This is a genomic window from Aeromonas sp. S15(2024), assembly GCF_041402265.1.
Taxonomy (GTDB): Bacteria; Pseudomonadota; Gammaproteobacteria; order Enterobacterales; family Aeromonadaceae; genus Aeromonas; species Aeromonas dhakensis.
Window position 1 is genome coordinate 144,760 of record NZ_JBGLQY010000008.1, and the last position, 15,882, is coordinate 160,641.

The 15,882-nt window shown below is 61.2% G+C and carries 12 protein-coding genes and 1 tRNA gene; 4 read left to right on the top strand and 9 right to left on the bottom strand.

All coding sequences use genetic code 11. The annotated features are described in order from the left end of the window. Positions 1 to 69 precede the first annotated feature (69 nt). From ACB033_RS16570 to ACB033_RS16595, 6 genes are all read right to left on the bottom strand, one after another. Positions 70 to 1,602 (bottom strand): tripartite tricarboxylate transporter permease, encoded by a 1,533-nt coding sequence (locus tag ACB033_RS16570; protein ID WP_139724275.1) that lies wholly within the window; start codon positions 1,600 to 1,602, stop codon positions 70 to 72. Between the two features lie 9 nt (positions 1,603 to 1,611). Continuing rightward, complete coding sequence (locus ACB033_RS16575; RefSeq protein WP_005300329.1) at positions 1,612 to 2,073, bottom strand: tripartite tricarboxylate transporter TctB family protein; 462 nt, start codon at positions 2,071 to 2,073, stop codon at positions 1,612 to 1,614. Positions 2,074 to 2,130: 57 nt separating this feature from the next. After that, complete coding sequence (locus tag ACB033_RS16580; RefSeq protein ID WP_005300332.1) at positions 2,131 to 3,096, bottom strand: tripartite tricarboxylate transporter substrate binding protein; 966 nt, start codon at positions 3,094 to 3,096, stop codon at positions 2,131 to 2,133. Between the two features lie 231 nt (positions 3,097 to 3,327). Next, entirely contained in the window at positions 3,328 to 4,845 is a 1,518-nt protein-coding gene (locus tag ACB033_RS16585; protein ID WP_139724277.1) for a lytic transglycosylase F, read from the bottom strand. Positions 4,846 to 5,042: 197 nt separating this feature from the next. Beyond that, on the bottom strand, positions 5,043 to 6,728 hold the full coding sequence (locus ACB033_RS16590; RefSeq protein ID WP_139724279.1) for an aspartate:alanine antiporter: 1,686 nt from the start codon (positions 6,726 to 6,728) through the stop codon (positions 5,043 to 5,045). 773 nt (positions 6,729 to 7,501) lie between these two features. Then, positions 7,502 to 7,577: transfer RNA gene (locus tag ACB033_RS16595), tRNA-Asn, on the bottom strand. Between the two features lie 136 nt (positions 7,578 to 7,713). On the opposite strand from ACB033_RS16595, the gene uvrB reads away from it, so the two are divergent. The 3 genes from uvrB (at position 7,714) to ACB033_RS16610 (ending at position 10,800) form a co-directional block, all read left to right on the top strand. Further along, positions 7,714 to 9,726: an excinuclease ABC subunit UvrB gene (uvrB, locus tag ACB033_RS16600; protein WP_010634128.1), complete on the top strand. Its 2,013-nt coding sequence runs from the start codon at positions 7,714 to 7,716 to the stop codon at positions 9,724 to 9,726. After that, the gene (locus ACB033_RS16605; RefSeq protein WP_139724281.1) at positions 9,723 to 9,980 is read left to right on the top strand and encodes a YkvA family protein; all 258 of its coding nucleotides are present in this window, start codon (positions 9,723 to 9,725) and stop codon (positions 9,978 to 9,980) included. Before uvrB ends, ACB033_RS16605 begins: the two co-directional genes overlap by 4 nt. 166 nt (positions 9,981 to 10,146) lie before the next feature. Next, on the top strand, positions 10,147 to 10,800 hold the full coding sequence (locus tag ACB033_RS16610; protein WP_005300347.1) for a DedA family protein: 654 nt from the start codon (positions 10,147 to 10,149) through the stop codon (positions 10,798 to 10,800). 253 nt (positions 10,801 to 11,053) lie between these two features. Here the strand turns inward: ACB033_RS16610 and dsbB are convergent, their stop codons facing one another. Beyond that, the gene (dsbB, locus tag ACB033_RS16615) at positions 11,054 to 11,575 is read right to left on the bottom strand and encodes a disulfide bond formation protein DsbB (protein ID WP_005300350.1); all 522 of its coding nucleotides are present in this window, start codon (positions 11,573 to 11,575) and stop codon (positions 11,054 to 11,056) included. Positions 11,576 to 11,661: 86 nt separating this feature from the next. After that, on the bottom strand, positions 11,662 to 13,242 hold the full coding sequence (nhaB, locus tag ACB033_RS16620) for a Na(+)/H(+) antiporter NhaB (protein WP_005300353.1): 1,581 nt from the start codon (positions 13,240 to 13,242) through the stop codon (positions 11,662 to 11,664). 333 nt (positions 13,243 to 13,575) lie between these two features. Between nhaB and fadR the strand changes: the two genes are divergently transcribed. Beyond that, positions 13,576 to 14,289, top strand: a complete 714-nt coding sequence (gene fadR / locus ACB033_RS16625; RefSeq protein WP_005300356.1) for a fatty acid metabolism transcriptional regulator FadR — start codon at positions 13,576 to 13,578, stop codon at positions 14,287 to 14,289. 65 nt (positions 14,290 to 14,354) lie between these two features. On the opposite strand, the gene ACB033_RS16630 is transcribed toward fadR, so the two are convergent. Continuing rightward, positions 14,355 to 15,872: a SpoVR family protein gene (locus tag ACB033_RS16630; RefSeq protein ID WP_010634124.1), complete on the bottom strand. Its 1,518-nt coding sequence runs from the start codon at positions 15,870 to 15,872 to the stop codon at positions 14,355 to 14,357. Positions 15,873 to 15,882: the final 10 nt, after the last annotated feature.

Sequence of the window (15,882 nt, forward strand, 5' to 3'; positions counted from 1 at the left end):
CTCCCCATCCACTTTTGCCAATAAAAAGAGCGCCTGTCGGCGCTCTTTTGCTGTGTGGGATCCGCCAACTCAGCTTGGCTCGGATTGCAGTGTGGCGGCCGGTGCGCGGCGCGCCTGCCACCACTGCCACAGCGGCAACAGCAGCATGGTCAGGGTGATCACCGTGAAGGCCAGGGTGATGGGGCGCTCCCACAGGAAGCTCAGGGAGCCGTCGTTGATCACCAGGGCCCGGCGCAGGTTGTCCTCCAGCATGCCCCCCAGGATAAAGCCGAGCAGCATGGGGGCCATGGGGAAGGTGAGCAGGCGCAGGCCGATGGCGATCAGTGCCACCAGGGTCATCACGTGGATGTCCATGGTGTTGAAGGAGACCAGATAGACCCCGGTCAGGGAGAACAGCAGCACCATGGGGATCAGCACGGGGCGCGGCACCGCCAGTACCTTGGCCAGATAGGGGATGAGGGGGAGGTTCAGGATCAACAGCACCACGTTGCCCAGGTACATGGAGATGATCACCGACCAGAAGACGTCCGGATGCTCCATGAAGAGGCGCGGGCCCGGCTGGATGCCGTAGGCCACCAGGGCGCCCAGGATGAGGGCCGTGGTGCCGGATCCCGGGATCCCCAGGGTCAGCAGGGGCACGAAGGAGCCGGTGGAGGCGGCATTGTTGGCCGCTTCCGGCGCGGCCAGACCGCGCAGGCTGCCCTGGCCGAATTGCTCCTGGCGCTGCTTGCCGGCGATGTTGCGCTCGGCGCCGTAGGCCATGAAGGCGGCGATGGTGGCGCCGGCCCCCGGCAGCACGCCGATGAGAAAGCCCAGCACCGAGGAGCGGGCGATGGGGGACGCTATCTCCCTGACCTCTTCCTTGCTCAGCTTGAGGCTGCCGAGCTGCTGCATCTGCCTGGCTTCTTCCTCGCTGTTGTCCTTGCCGGGGCGCAGCACCGCCATCAGGATCTCCGCCAGAGCAAAGGTGGCCATGGCCAGCAGCAGGAAGGAGAAGCCGTCGCGCAGGTCCGGCAGACCGAAGGTGAACCTGTCCACCCCGACGCTGCGGTCGATGCCGATGGTGGAGATCATGATGCCGAACAGCGCCATGATCAGCGCCTTGAGCACCTGCCCCTTGCCGGCAAAGGCCGCCACGGCGGAGAGCCCCAGCACCATGAGGGCGAAGTAGTCCGCCGACTGGAAGGAGAGGGAGACCTTGGCCAGCAGCGGCGCCGCCACCATCAGCATGATGGCGGAGAGGGTACCGCCGGTGAAGGAGGCGTAGGCGGCGATGGCCAGCGCCTTGCCCGCCTGTCCCTTGCAGGCCAGTGGATAGCCGTCGAAGGCGGTGACCACGGTGGCGGAGCAGCCGGGGGCGTTGATCAGGATGGAGGAGGTGGAGCCCCCGAAGATGGCGCCGTAATAGACGCCGGCCATCAGGATGATGCCGGAGGAGGGATCCAGGCCATAGGTGATGGGGATCATCAGGGCGATGGCGGTGACGGGGCCAAGGCCCGGCAGCATGCCGATAAAGGTGCCGATGAAGCAGCCAAGCACCACCATCATCAGGTTGACCGGCAGCAGTGCGGTGGCGAGTCCTTGCAAGATTCCGTCTAACATGGTGACTCCTTAGAAACCGAGCAGGGTGAACAGGCGACCCGGCTCCAGATAGACGTTGAGCCCCTTGGTGAGCAGGGCCCAGAAACCGATGGAGAAGGGGACGCTGATCATCAGGCCGTAGCGCAGGCTGGGCTCACCCAGTACCCGGATGCCCACGCTCAGGAAGGCGATGGTCGAGAGCACGAAGCCAAACCAGGTGAGCCCCAGTCCGTAAATGACCATGAGCCCGAGCAGGATAAAGACCCGGCGCCAATCCCCCTCTTCCCGGCGCAGGGGCTCACCCCCGGGAAAGAGCACCAGCAGCAGGGAGAGCAGCGCCCCGATCCCGGCCAGGGCATAGGGCAGGGTACTGGCGGTGAAGGGTTCGTATTCGTCGCCGGGGTAGCCCGGTATCTCGGTGGCGTAATAGCCATAGGCGAGGGAGAGCAGCAGAAACAGCAGGCCCCCCAGTCGCTCCTTGGTGATGTTCATCTCTTGACTCCAACATGAGCGGCGGGCCTGCGCCCGCCTGCGATGTGACAACGAGGGTTACTTGATGAAGCCGAGCTCGCGCATCAGGCCGCCGATCTGCTGTTCCTGGCCGTCGAGGAAGGCGGTGAACTCGGGACCGGACTTGTAGAGGTTGGTCCAGCTGTTGCGGCTGCGGACCACTTCCCACTCCGGCTTGTCGTACATCTGCTTGAGCAGGGCGGCAAACTCGGCGGACTTTTCCGGGCTGATGGTGGGGGAGGCGAAGTAACCGCGCCAGTTGGCGAAGACGGTGGGGTTGTTCTGCTCGCTGAAGGTGGGGATCTGCTCCGCCCCTGGCAGGCGCTTGTCGGAAGTGACCCCGAGGATCCGCATCTGGCCCGACTTGACCGCTTCCATCGCCTCGCCGAAGCCGGTGGAAATGGCCTGGGTCTCCCCGGCCAGCACGGCGGCCATGGCGCTGCCGCCGGCATCGTAGGCGACGTAGCGCAGCTTGCTGGCGTCGGCACCCGCGTTCTTGAAGGTCAGGGCGGCGACCAGGTGATCCAGGCTGCCACGGGCGGAGCCCCCGGCGATCTTCACCTTGGCCGGGTTCTCCTCGTAGGCGGCCAGCAGCTGGGCCCAGTTCTGATAAGGGGAGTCCGCCTTCACCGCCAGCGCCTGATAGTCGGCGATGATGGCGGCTACCGGGGTCAGATCACGGAAGGACTGGGGCAGCTCCTTGGAGAGGGATTTGACGATGATGGGGGTGGAGTTGACCATCAGAGTCTTGTCGGACTGGGCCGACGTCTCGATGAGGTGAGCGATGGCCTTGGCGCCGCCACCGGCGGACATGTTCTGGTAGGAGACGGTCTTGACCAGACCGGACTTGGCCAGCACTTCACCTGTGCCACGGGCCGTGGTATCCCAGCCGCCGCCGGCACCGCCCGGGATCAGGAAGTGGACTTCGTTGATCTGGGCGTGGGCGCCGAAGCTCAGTGCGAGCAGGCTACCGATCAGGGTGCGCTTGAAGGTTCCTTGCAACATGGTGCTCTCCTTGTGATTGTTGCAGGAAGGTTAATTAATCATGTCTGACTGGAAAACAATCTGACCGTAATGGCTATTAAGGCTGTTGTGGCCATTTTGTTCATTCTGGTCACGGTGGGGAGAACTGCTCGCTCATGGCAGGCCGGAAGGGGGCAGGCTGCACTGCGCCGCCGGCTGAAAAGGCGCGAGGCTCCCCGTCAGAAGGGGAGCCTCGCGAAAGAGGGAGCTGACTTATCCCTGTGATGCGGGTGCGGCGGAGACCTGGTCGCCGCTGGCACCCTGCTGCTTGATGGCCTCGTTCGCCTGCTGCTTGCGCTGCAACTGCTCCACCACCAGCTTGTAGGCGATGTAGTACTTGTAGATGTTGCCCACGTAGGTGACGGTCTCGGGCCCTATCTTCTCCGCCGCCACGTACTCGACGTTGTGAAACCAGACGTTGGGATCCAGCCCCCGTTTCTTGGCCTCGGTGCGCAGCCGTGCCACCCGGGCGGGGCCGGCATTGTAGGAGGCGAACGAGAAGAGCGCCTTGTCGAGGGCGGTCATGGGCTCGTCCGCATAGTAGTGGTCGATCATCCAGCGCATGTATTTGACGCCGCCATGGATGTTGGGCTCAAGCTGGCGGATGTCGCCCACCTTCAGGCCCTTGCCGGTGGCGGGCATGATCTGCATGATGCCGATGGCGCCGACGTGGCTGCGCGCCTGATGGTTGAGGGCCGACTCCTGATAACCCTGGGCTGCCATCAGCAGCCAGTCCACCTCGTATTTCTCGCCATACGCGCGAAACAGATCCACCACCTGCAGAAACTTCTTGCGCTCGGCCTCGGCGGCGGCGCTTTTGACGAACTTGTTCTGCTTGAGATAACGGGCGAGGAGCTCGTCCCCGGTTGCCTTGCCGCGCAGCGCCTTGATCTGTTCGTTGAGCATGGCCAGCAGTTGCGGGCTCTCCTTGCGCACCGCCCAGGCGATGACGCCCCCTTGCCGGAACACCGGCTGTTCATGGATCCGGATGGCGGGAAAGATCTTCTGCCAGAAGCGAGCCTTGTGCTCGTCCATGACGATGAAAGGGAGCAGGCCGGCGTTGACCATCTCCACCAGATCTTCGTCCTCCAGTGCCTCGGGGGCCGGCTGAATGTCGATGAGCGGCTCTCCCCCCGCCTTGCGTGCCTGGTTGTAGGCCATGAGGCTCTCGAAGTAGCTGGAGGAGGGGCGCACGTAGATGCGCTGGCCGGCCAGGTCGGCGGCACTTTCCACCTTGGGGGAGAGGGGGCCGGAGATGAGCAGCTCCCGCACGTTGTCGAGCAGGGGAGCGGTGAATGCCACGCCCTGCTCCTTGCGCTTGTCCGTGATGGTGAGGTTGGCTGCGGCGATGTCACCCTTGCCCGCGATGAGGGCATCCAGCAGGGCTTCGCGTGCCACCGGGATGAAGATCAGGTGCAGCTTGAGATGGCGCTTGAGGTTCTTTTGCTTGCGCAACTGCTCGTTGAGCCGCTTCTCCAGCAGCATGAAGGCGTCATAGGTGACGCCCCGCTGTATCCCTTTGTCGATGAAGTAACCTGTCTTGTTGTAGGTGGTGAGCACCCGGATGGAGCGCCGTGCCAGCATGGCATCGAGATCGCCAAGCTGGGGCTGGGCCAGCTGGTCGCTGTTGAACGTCAGTGCGGCCGGCTCGGCGTCGGTCTGCGTTGGCGTTGCGGCCTGCAGCGGGCCGCACAGCAGTCCGCACAGGAGGAGGATCCATAACCGCGTCATGATACTGCCCTCGTCTGTTTCATTGAGTGTAAGCGGCATGGGGCGGGCGCCTTAGCTCATTGGGTTTGCTCGGCGGGGGGTGGATAGCACCATAGGCCCTATCCGATGAGGGGTCGGCGAGCGGGGGAAGTGGTGGACAGAGCAGAGAATAAAAAGGGGAGCCTCAGTGGCTCCCCTTTGACGACACTTGGTCGGCGCTAGAACCAGAAGCCGATGATGAAGGAGCCTGCCAGGGTCAGCATGACGTTGGCCACCGCATAGGTGCCGGCATAGCCGAGCGCCGGGATGGAGCTGTTGGCCGCCTCGTTCACCACGTCCATGGCCGGGGCGCAGGTACGGGCCCCGGTGATGGCGCCGAGCAGCAGGGCCGGGTTCATCTTCAGCACCCAGACGCCGAACAGGTAGCCCACCAGCACCGGCAAGGTGGTCACCAGCATGCCGGAGAAGAGCACCACCATCCCCACTTCGCTCAGGTGATCCAGGATGCCGCCACCGGCTTTGAGGCCGGTGCTCACCATGAAGACGGCAAGGCCGAGATCTTTGGCCAGTCGCAGGGCGCCTGGCGGCACATAACCCACAGTGGGGTGGTTGGCGCGCAGGTAGCCCATCAGGATCCCCGCCAGCAGCAGGCCGACGGCGTTGCCAAGGCCAAACTCCAGCTGGCCGAACACCAGGGAGACGGAGCCAATCAGCAGGCCCAGCACGAAGAAGGTGGTGAAGGCCACCAGATCCGTGGTCTGGCTGTGAATGCTGATGAAGCCGATCTTGTTGGCCAGCAGCTTGACCCGCTGCTTCTCGCCGCTGATCTGCAGCACGTCGCCCTTTTGCAGCATGATGTTGCGATCGAACGGCATCTCGATCTGGGAGCGCACCACCCGGTTGAGGAAGCAGCCCTTCTCGGTGAGGTTGAGCTCCACCAGGTGGCGACCCACCACAGCGTCGTTCTTCACCACTATCTCTTCGGTGACGATCTGCAGGTCAAGCAGGTTGCGGTCGAACACCTCCTTGCCGTTGCGGTAGTTGACGTCGAGCTTCTCGTGACTCTCTGGGTAGCCCACCAGGGCGATCTCGTCCCCTTCCTGGATGACGGCGTCACCATCCGGACTCGCCAGGATGCCGTTGCGGCGGATCCGCTCCACGTAGCAGCCGGTGTGAGGATAGATGCCGGTCTCGCGCAGGGTGCGACCGCCGATCCAGGCCGCCAGCTCGGGGCCGACCCGGTAGGCGCGGATGATGGGCAGGTAGGTCTTGCGGCTCTCGTTGTCGGAGAGACCGCGCTCGCGGGCGATCTTCTGCGCCTCGGTGTTGAGGTCGAGCCGCGCCAGCGAGGGGAGGTAGCGCACCACCATCATCAGGCCCACCAGCCCTACCAGATAGGTCAGGGCATAGCCGATGCCCATGTTGTCGAGCACCGACTGCATGTCGGTCTGATGGGGGAGGTTGAGCAGGCCGCTGCGCAGGGCATCCTGGGCCCCCACCAGCGCCGGGGTCGAGGTGAGCGAACCGGCCAGGATGCCGGCGGCCATGCCCGGCCCCAGGTTGAAGAACTTGGCCAGTCCCACGGTAAGGAAGAGGGCGGTCAGCAGGATCACCAGGGTCAGGGTGATGTAGTGGATGCCGTCGCGCAGGAAGACGCTGAAGAAGTGCGGCCCCGCTTCAATCCCCACGCAGAAGATGAACAGCATGAAGCCGACGTTCTCCGTGGTGGCGGTGAATTCGAAGCCCATCTGGCCGAACAGCAGGGCGGTGAACAACACGCCTATGGTGTTGCCTATCTGGAAGTTGCCGACCCTGACTTTGCCGAGCAGCAGGCCGAAGGCCAGTACCACGAACAGCAGCAGGGAGTCGCTTTGATGTAGCAGTGTCACGAAATCTATGGTCATGCCCGGAAAAACCGAGGAAAAAAGTGGGGCCGACATTGTGCCGGATCCCTCACCAATAAAGAAGCGTCAAAGGCGCATTAATCGGTACTAACCCGCCACCGCCCTCAGGGTCATGAGGGCAACTGGGGGGCACCTGCGGCAATGACCTCTATTTCCCTCTGCCAGCCCCGCTGTCAATTAGTGATTCCTGCTATCTGTGATCCTCGTCTTTGGGGGCCGCTTGAAATTTTACGCTCTGCTGTTTGGTCGGTCGATTTGGCTCTCAGGCAGCATTTTTGACTGATGGGGATGGGATGAGTCTGGCGGTTGGTCGCGGCCCGCCCGTGCAGGGTGACCCATCTGTGGCGGGATGGCGAAAAGATATCTGTAAAAAGCATCTGATGGGGGCATTGGCGACCCATTCGGGGGGCGCGGCAAAAACAGCAGAAAATGAGGTTGGCGAGTCAAACGTGCCGGCCTTGCCGGTAATGGCCTGCCAGCCTAGGCCGTCATTGGCTTTGGCCTACTTACCCACAGAAACTGTGGATAACCCTGTTCATGAAACTTGGTGATCAGGCTGTAGCCCGCGCCAATACTGGGCTGCAAGGGCTGTTCAAAAAATACCGGATAAAGATTGTTTCTATAAAAATCAAATAGTTACGCGCAGCAGAACAAAACGCTGTCGAGGCGGATGGGGGAGAAAAGGGAGAGGTCACCGCAGGGTGCGGCTTGTGCATTAAAATTGGTAGAGGAAAGCACTAAAGTGGATAACTTGCACCGAGATGGTGAGGAATTGGCTCCCCCGACTGGACTTGAACCAGTGACATACGGATTAACAGTCCGCCGTTCTACCGACTGAACTACGGGGGAACATCAGGCAAGGAGGAGCATCATACAGAGGTCGCATTTCGAGGTCAATAGCCGCTTCTGCTGCCAGAGTGGATACCCAGGCCACCCCATCTCGGAGTACACTTCTGCTCTTGCGTATTTTTTGCCGGGAGTCGTCATGAGCAAGTTATTCAAGCTGGCCAGCCAGTTTCAACCCGCCGGGGATCAGCCGAGGGCCATCGCCCAGTTGCTCGACGGCATCGAGTCTGGCCTCGCCCATCAGACCCTGCTCGGGGTGACCGGCTCGGGCAAGACCTTCACCATGGCCAACGTCATCGCGACCCTCAATCGTCCCACCATGATCCTGGCTCCCAACAAGACCCTGGCGGCCCAGCTCTATGGGGAGATGAAGGAGTTCTTCCCCGACAACGCGGTGGAGTATTTCGTCTCTTATTACGACTACTACCAGCCCGAGGCCTATGTGCCGACCACCGATACCTTCATCGAGAAGGATGCCTCCATCAACGATCACATCGAGCAGATGCGGCTGTCGGCCACCAAGGCGCTGCTGGAGCGGCGCGACGTGGTGATCGTCGCCTCGGTGTCGGCCATCTACGGCCTGGGGGATCCGCAAGCCTACCTCAGCATGATGCTGCACCTCAAAGTGGGGGACGTCATCAACCAGCGGGACATATTGCGCCGCCTCGCCGAGCTGCAGTACACCCGCAACGACATGGCCTTCCAGCGCGGCACCTTCCGGGTGCGGGGGGAGGTGATGGACATCTACCCCGCCGAGTCGGACAAGCTGGCCCTGCGGGTGGAGCTGTTTGACGAAGAGGTGGAGCGGCTCTCCCTGTTCGATCCGCTGACCGGTGCCATCGAGCAGACGGTGGTGCGCTACACCATCTACCCCAAGACCCACTACGCCACCCCGCGCGAGACCATCCTGGGGGCCATCGAGCACATCAAGGAGGAGCTCAAGGGGCGGCGCGAGCAGTTGTTGTCCCTCAACAAGCTGGTGGAAGAGCAGCGCATCAGCCAGCGCACCCAGTTCGACATGGAGATGATGCAGGAGCTGGGCTACTGCTCCGGCATCGAGAACTACAGCCGCTACCTCTCCGGCCGCGCGCCGGGGGAGCCGCCGCCCACCCTGTTCGACTATCTGCCGGGGGACGGCCTGCTCATCATCGACGAATCCCACGTTACCGTGCCGCAGATCGGCGCCATGTTCAAAGGGGACAGATCCCGCAAGGAGACCCTGGTGGAGTACGGCTTCCGGCTGCCGTCGGCGCTGGACAACCGGCCGCTCAAGTTCGACGAGTTCGAGGCGCTGATGCCGCAGACGGTGTTCGTCTCGGCGACCCCGGGCCCCTATGAGTTGGACAAATCCGGCGGCGATGTGGTGCAGCAGGTGGTGCGCCCCACCGGTCTGCTTGACCCCGAGGTGGAAGTGCGGCCGGTCAGCACCCAGGTGGACGATCTGCTCTCCGAGATCCGCAAGCGGGTGGCGGTGGAGGAGCGGGTGCTGGTCACGACGCTGACCAAGCGGATGGCGGAAGACTTGACCGAATACCTGGCGGATCACGAGGTGCGGGTGCGCTATCTGCACTCCGACATCGACACCGTGGAGCGGGTGGAGATCATCCGAGACCTGCGTCTGGGCAAGTTCGACGTGCTGGTGGGCATCAACCTGCTGCGCGAAGGCCTCGACATGCCGGAGGTCTCCCTGGTGGCCATCCTGGATGCTGATAAAGAGGGCTTCCTGCGCTCCACCCGTTCGCTTATCCAGACCATAGGTCGGGCGGCGCGCAACCTCAACGGCAAGGTGATCCTCTACGGGGATACCATCACCAACTCCATGAAGGTCGCCATTGAAGAGACCGAACGGCGGCGCGCCCTGCAGCACGCCCATAACCTGGAGCACGGCATCACGCCGAAGGGGCTCAACAAGTCCGTCGGCGATGTGATGGACATGGGGGGCAGCCGCACCGCGGGCAAGGCCGGCAAGGGGAGCCGCAAGGCCGCCGAGCCGCAAGGGGAGTACCACGCCCGTTCCGCCAGCGAGATCGCCAAGGAGATCAAACGGATGGAGGAGCAGATGTTCCAGCATGCGCGGGATCTGGAGTTCGAACAGGCGGCGGCGCTGCGGGATCAGATCCAGCGGCTGCGCGGCGAGCTGATCGAGTCATGAGCGCCAGACGCTGGCTCATCTGGCGGCACCTACGTCGCCTCTATCAGGGCTTTCGCCATCCTGCCACCCCCTGGTGGGCCAGGGGGTTGGTGATCCTGGTACTGCTCTACGGCATCAGCCCGGTGGATCTGGTGCCAGACCTGGTGCCGCTGGTCGGCTGGCTCGATGATGCCACCCTGCTGTTGCTCCTCCTGTGGGGCTGGGAGCGCTGTCTGCCGGCGCCGGTGCGCAAGGATCTGGAGAGCGCCTCCTGAGCGCTCAGGGCACGACAGGTTTGCGATATCGGGGGGAGGCTGAGGCGGGATAAACGGTTTCATTCGAGCGACGCCAAGCGGCGAGTACAGGAGGCAGTCCACAGCGATTGTGGCCTGCTTGGCATTGGCGTAGACTCCACGCCGTTCACATCATGAGTATGGAAAAATGGATCTGATCCTCTTTGCAATCGACTTTATCCTGCACGTTGACGTGCATCTGAAAGAGCTGTTTGAAAACTACGGTATCTGGGTTTACGCCATCCTGTTTCTCATCATCTTCTGCGAGACCGGACTGGTGGTCACCCCCTTCCTGCCGGGTGACTCCCTGCTGTTTGCCGCCGGAGCCCTCACCGTGGGCAGCGTGCTGGACGTGCACACCCTGGCGGCCGTGTTGATCATCGCTGCCGTGCTCGGCAACGTGGTGAACTACACCATAGGTCACTTCTTCGGCGAGCAGCTGTTTCGCAACCCGGACTCCAAGATCTTCCGGCGGGACTATCTGGACAAGACCCACGCCTTCTACGCCAGACACGGCGGCAAGACCATCATCATCACCCGCTTCCTGCCCATAGTGCGTACCTTCGCCCCCTTCGTGGCGGGCATGGGGGCCATGACCTATCCGCGCTTCCTGGCGTTCAATCTGGTGGGAGGGCTCTTGTGGGTGATCTCCTTCGTCTACGCCGGCCACTTTTTCGGCAACCTGCCGGTGGTGCGTCAGAACTTTACCCTGCTCATCTTCGGCATCATCGGCATCTCGCTGCTGCCCATGGTGATCGGCATGGTAAAAGCCAAGCTCAACGCCGGCAAGGTGGCTTCCTGAGTCAGCCTTGTTGGCCGTGTCATGAGAGGGAGCCGCAGGCTCCCTTTTTTGTTTGAGCATGGTTCTGATTGCTGATTTCTCACTGATGAGCCTGGAGGAAAGACCAATCGGCGAGCAAGCAGGCAGTCAGCAGGATGGTTGGCAGGGGAGCGAGACATTGAAGAACGATATCAGGGGGCAAGGTGCCACCCGCTATCTTCATGAAAAAGGGAGCCACTGGCTCCCTTTTCGCGACGGATGATGTTGCTCCGACCTAGTTGCAGCAGCGCCCCTTGACCAGGTTGCCGATGGCCACCACCACGAACACCAGCAGGTAGGCGGCGAAGATGGCCACCAGCCACTGGGGCATGGAGAAGCTCAGGAACTGCCAGCTGACCTCGCTGCAGTCGCCATCCGGGAAGAACATCCAGGGGATCCACTGATCCAGCGGTGCCCAGCTCGGGAAGTCGACAAACCCTTCGCAGACATTGAAGGGAGAGGGGTTTACCTGATAATCCACATGCTTGAGCGCCAGTTTCAGGCCCCAGAAGGCACTGGCGCCCCACATCAGCAGGGCGCTCCAGCGCACATACCATTTCTGCGGAGCCACCATGCCAAGCAGCGCCGCCATGAGGACCCCGAGGGTGGCAAGCCGCTCATAGATGCACATGACGCAGGGATGCAGACCCAGCACGTGCTGGAAGAAGAGGGCGCTCAACTCGAGGAACAGGGCGGAGGCTGCAAGCAGGCCCCATGCCAGGCGATGGGCGGCTATACGTCGCAGAAACTCTATCATCTGGTTGATCTCACAGAAAAAACAGTGGCTGAATTAGAGCAGAGCAGGGGCCAAAAAGAAAGGGCCCTGGCGGGCCCTCATGGCACTCAGTAGAGTGCGGACAGTACCGCAGGTGCGGCGTTGTCGAGCGTCAGCCAGCCGGCCTGATAGTACCAGTCGGTGAGCGGGCCGAGCAGAAACTCCACCGAGAAGAAACCCACCAGGCCCAGCACCAGGGTATAGGGCAGCGCCATCCACACCATCCGGCCGTAGGAGAGGCGCAGCAGCGGCGCCAGTGCCGAGGTCAGCATGAACAGGAAGGCGGCCTGGCCGTTGGGGGTGGCCACCGACGGCAGGTTGGTACCGGTGTTGATGGCCACCGCCAGCAGCTCAAACTGCTCGCGGCTGATGGCATTGTTGAGCAGGGCGGTCTTCACCTCGTTGATGTAGACGGTGCCGACGAAGACGTTGTCACTGACCATGGAGAGCAGGCCATTGGCCAGGTAGAAGAGCGCGAGCTGGGCGTCGGGTTCGGCCGCCAGCACCCACTGGATCACCGGCTTGAACAGCTGCTGATCGATGATGACGGCGACCACGCTGAAGAAGACGGCCAGCAGGGCGGTAAAGGGCAGTGCCTCCTGGAATGCCTTGCCGAGGGAGTGCTCTTCGGTGATGCCGGTGAGGGAGGTGGCCAGCACGATGACGGACAGGCCGATGAGGCCCACCGCCGCCAGGTGCAGAGCAAGCCCCAGAATGAGCCAGAGGGCGATCACCGCCTGTACGATCAGCTTGGCCTTGTCCTGAGCGGTGCGCTCGGCCTCTTCATAACGGTTGTAATCCTCCATGATGCGGCGTACCGCGTCCGGCAATTTGGCGCCATAGCCAAACCAGCGACACTTTTCGACCAGGACGCAGGTCAGCAGACCGCAGATAAACACCGGAACCGTGACCGGAGACATGCGAATGGCGAATTCGACGAAGTTCCAGCCGGCCTGTTCACCAATGATCAGGTTCTGGGGCTCTCCCACCAGGGTGCAGACGCCACCGAGGGCAGTACCGATGGCGGCATGCATCATCAGGCTGCGCAGGAAGGCACGGAAGTCATCCAGGTGTTGACGATTGAGCTCGTTGACGGTGCCATCATCGGTGTAATCGTGGGAGTGGCCAAACTCCTTGCCGGAGGAGACCTTGTGATAGATGGCGTAGAAGCCGGTGGCGACGCTGATCACCACGGCAATCACGGTGAGGGCATCGAGGAAGGCTGACAGGAAGGCGGAGACCAGACAAAACGCCAGGGATAGCATCGTTTTGGAGCGGATCCGGATCAGCAGCTTGGTGAACACGTAGAGCAACAGCTGCTTCATGAAGTAGATGCCGGCCACCATGAAGACCAGCAGCAGCAGCACTTCGATATTGGCGACCAGTTCGTGTTTGACCTGCTGTGCCGAGGTCATGCCGATCAGCACTGCCTCGATGGCCAGCAGTCCACCGGGTTGCAGCGGATAACACTTGAGGGCCATGGCCAGGGTGAAAATGAACTCGACGACCAGCAGCCAGCCGGCCATGAAGGGATCGAGATAAAAGGCGATCGGGTTGATCAGCAGGAATAGAAGAATAGCGGCCTTGTACCACTGGGGGGCGTTGCCCAGAAAGTTCCTGGCAAAGGCTTGCCCTAAGCTGATTGGCATAATAATGGGTCTCTGTTTTGTGGTTGGTATCTGCGTCTATGCAGTCAAGACAGGCTCGACCAGAACATCCGGATGTTGTCCCTTATCAGATTGATTCCTCATGATTTTAATCAAAAAGAGCATTAACTATAAATAACATAGTCGCGCTTGCCCATGAGTATGGTGGTTTTATGGGCAATCCAGGGGTTGGCTGGCACCCATCGCCGGCTGAAATACATTTTTTTAACAAAATCACCCGCCGATGTGAGCAGAGGACTGACCTTCTGCTTGCCAGCCCTCCCTGCTTTGCTATTATTCGTGAGCCTTTTTTACGTACTACAACAGAGTCACTACATGGTCATAAAAGCGCAGAGCCCCGCAGGGTTTGCCGAGGAATACATCATCGAGTCCATCTGGAACAATCGCTTTCCTCCAGGATCCATCTTGCCGGCCGAGCGCGAGCTGTCCGAGCTGATTGGCGTGACCCGAACCACCTTGCGTGAAGTGCTGCAGCGTCTGGCCCGCGATGGCTGGCTCACCATCCAGCATGGCAAACCGACCAAGGTGAACAACTTCTGGGAGACCTCGGGACTCAACATTCTGGAGACCCTGGCTCGCCTCGATCAGGACAAGGTACCGGATCTGGTGGCTCAGCTGCTGTCGGCGCGTACCAACATCTGCACCATCTTCATTCGTGGCGCGATCCGCAACAACCCGGAGCAGGCCGCCGAGATCCTGCGCGGCGCTGCCGAGGTGGAAAACAGCGCCGAAGCCTATGCGGACTTCGACTACCGGTTGCACCATCAGCTGTCGTTCGCCTCGGGCAACCCCATCTACGCCTTGATCCTGAACGGTTTCAAAGGGCTGTACAGCCGGGTTGGCCGCTACTACTTCTCCGACAAGCAGGCGCGTGAAACCGCGGATGCCTACTACAAGACCCTGCTTAACCTGGCCGAGACCAAGAATCACGAAGCCGTGTTCATGACGGTGCGCCAATACGGTATCGAGTCCGGCAAACTCTGGACCCGTCTGCGCCAGGACATGCCGAGCAATCTCTGCGACAACTGAGCCTGTTCTGATGCAAGAAAAACGCGCCGATTGGCGCGTTTTTTTATGGCTGGAAGGTGAGGGGATCAGAGCGGCTTCTTCTCCGGGCAGCGCCCTATGATGTCGGGAGGCAGTTCGCCATTGTCCTGCTCCAGTATCACGTCGAAGCCCCACAGCTGGTGCAGATGCTTGAGCACCTCGTGACGGGAGTCCCCCAGCGGGATCCGGTTGTGTGGCACATAGCGCAGGGTGAGGGAGCGATCTCCCTTCACCGCCACGTTGTAGACCTGGATGTTGGGCTCCAGATTGCTCAGGTTGTACTGGGCTGACAGGGTGTTGCGCACCTGACGATAGCCTTCGTCGTTGTGGATGGCCGAGACCTTCAGGTAGTTTTTCAGATCATCGTCATCGATGGCGAACAGCTTCATGTCGCGCATCACCTTGGGACTCAAAAACTGACTGATGAAGCTCTCGTCCTTGAAGTTCTGCATGGCGAAATGCAGCGTCTCCACCCAGTTGCTGCCGGCGTAGTCGGGGAACCAGTATCTGTCCTCCTCGGTCGGGTGCTCGCAGATGCGGCGCAGATCGGTGAACATGGCAAAGCCGAGGGCGTAGGGGTTGATCCCCGAGTAGTAGCGACTGTTGTAGGGGGGCTGATAGACCACGTTGGTGTGGCTGTGCAGCACCTCGATCATGAAGCGATCGCTTATCTTGCCCTCGTCATAGAGGTGATTGAGGATGGTGTAGTGCCAGAAGGTTGCCCACCCTTCGTTCATCACCTGGGTCTGTTTCTGCGGGTAGAAGTACTGGCTAATCTTGCGCACGATACGTACGATCTCGCGCTGCCAGGGCTCCAGCAGGGGGGCATTCTTCTCGATGAAATAGAGAATGTTCTCCTGTGGCTCGGCCGGATAGCGTCTGTCTTCCACCCCGGAGGCTTTGTGCTGTTTGGGCAGGGTGCGCCACAGTTCGTTGACCTGGGTTTGCAGATAGTCTTCCCGTGCCTTCTGGCGTCGCTTCTCTTCGGCCATGGAGATCTTCTGAGGCCGCTTGTAACGATCCACCCCGAAGTTCATCAGCGCATGGCAGGAGTCGAGCAGTTTCTCCACCGCGTCGATACCGTGCTTCTCTTCGCATTCGGTGATGTAGTTCTTGGCAAACAGCAGATAGTCGATGATGGAAGAGGCATCGGTCCAGGCCTTGAACAGGTAGTTGTTCTTGAAAAAGGAGTTGTGGCCGTAGCAGGCGTGGGCCATCACCAGGGCCTGCATCGGCATGGTGTTCTCCTCCATCAGATAGGCGATGCAGGGATCCGAGTTGATGACGATCTCGTAGGCCAGCCCCATCTGGCCACGCTTGTAGTTGCGTTCGGTGTGGATGAAGCGCTTGCCGAATGACCAGTGCTGATAGCCGATGGGCATGCCGACGCTGGAGTAGGCATCCATCATCTGCTCTGCCGTGATCACCTCTATCTGGTTGGGGTAGGTGTCCAGTCGATAGAATTTGGCGACCCGGGCTATTTCTTGATGGTAAATGTCCAGCAGGTCGAAGTTCCAGTCCGGGCCATCGTCCAGCGGCGCTACTTTTCTTGCGGTTTCTACCATATGACCTCCC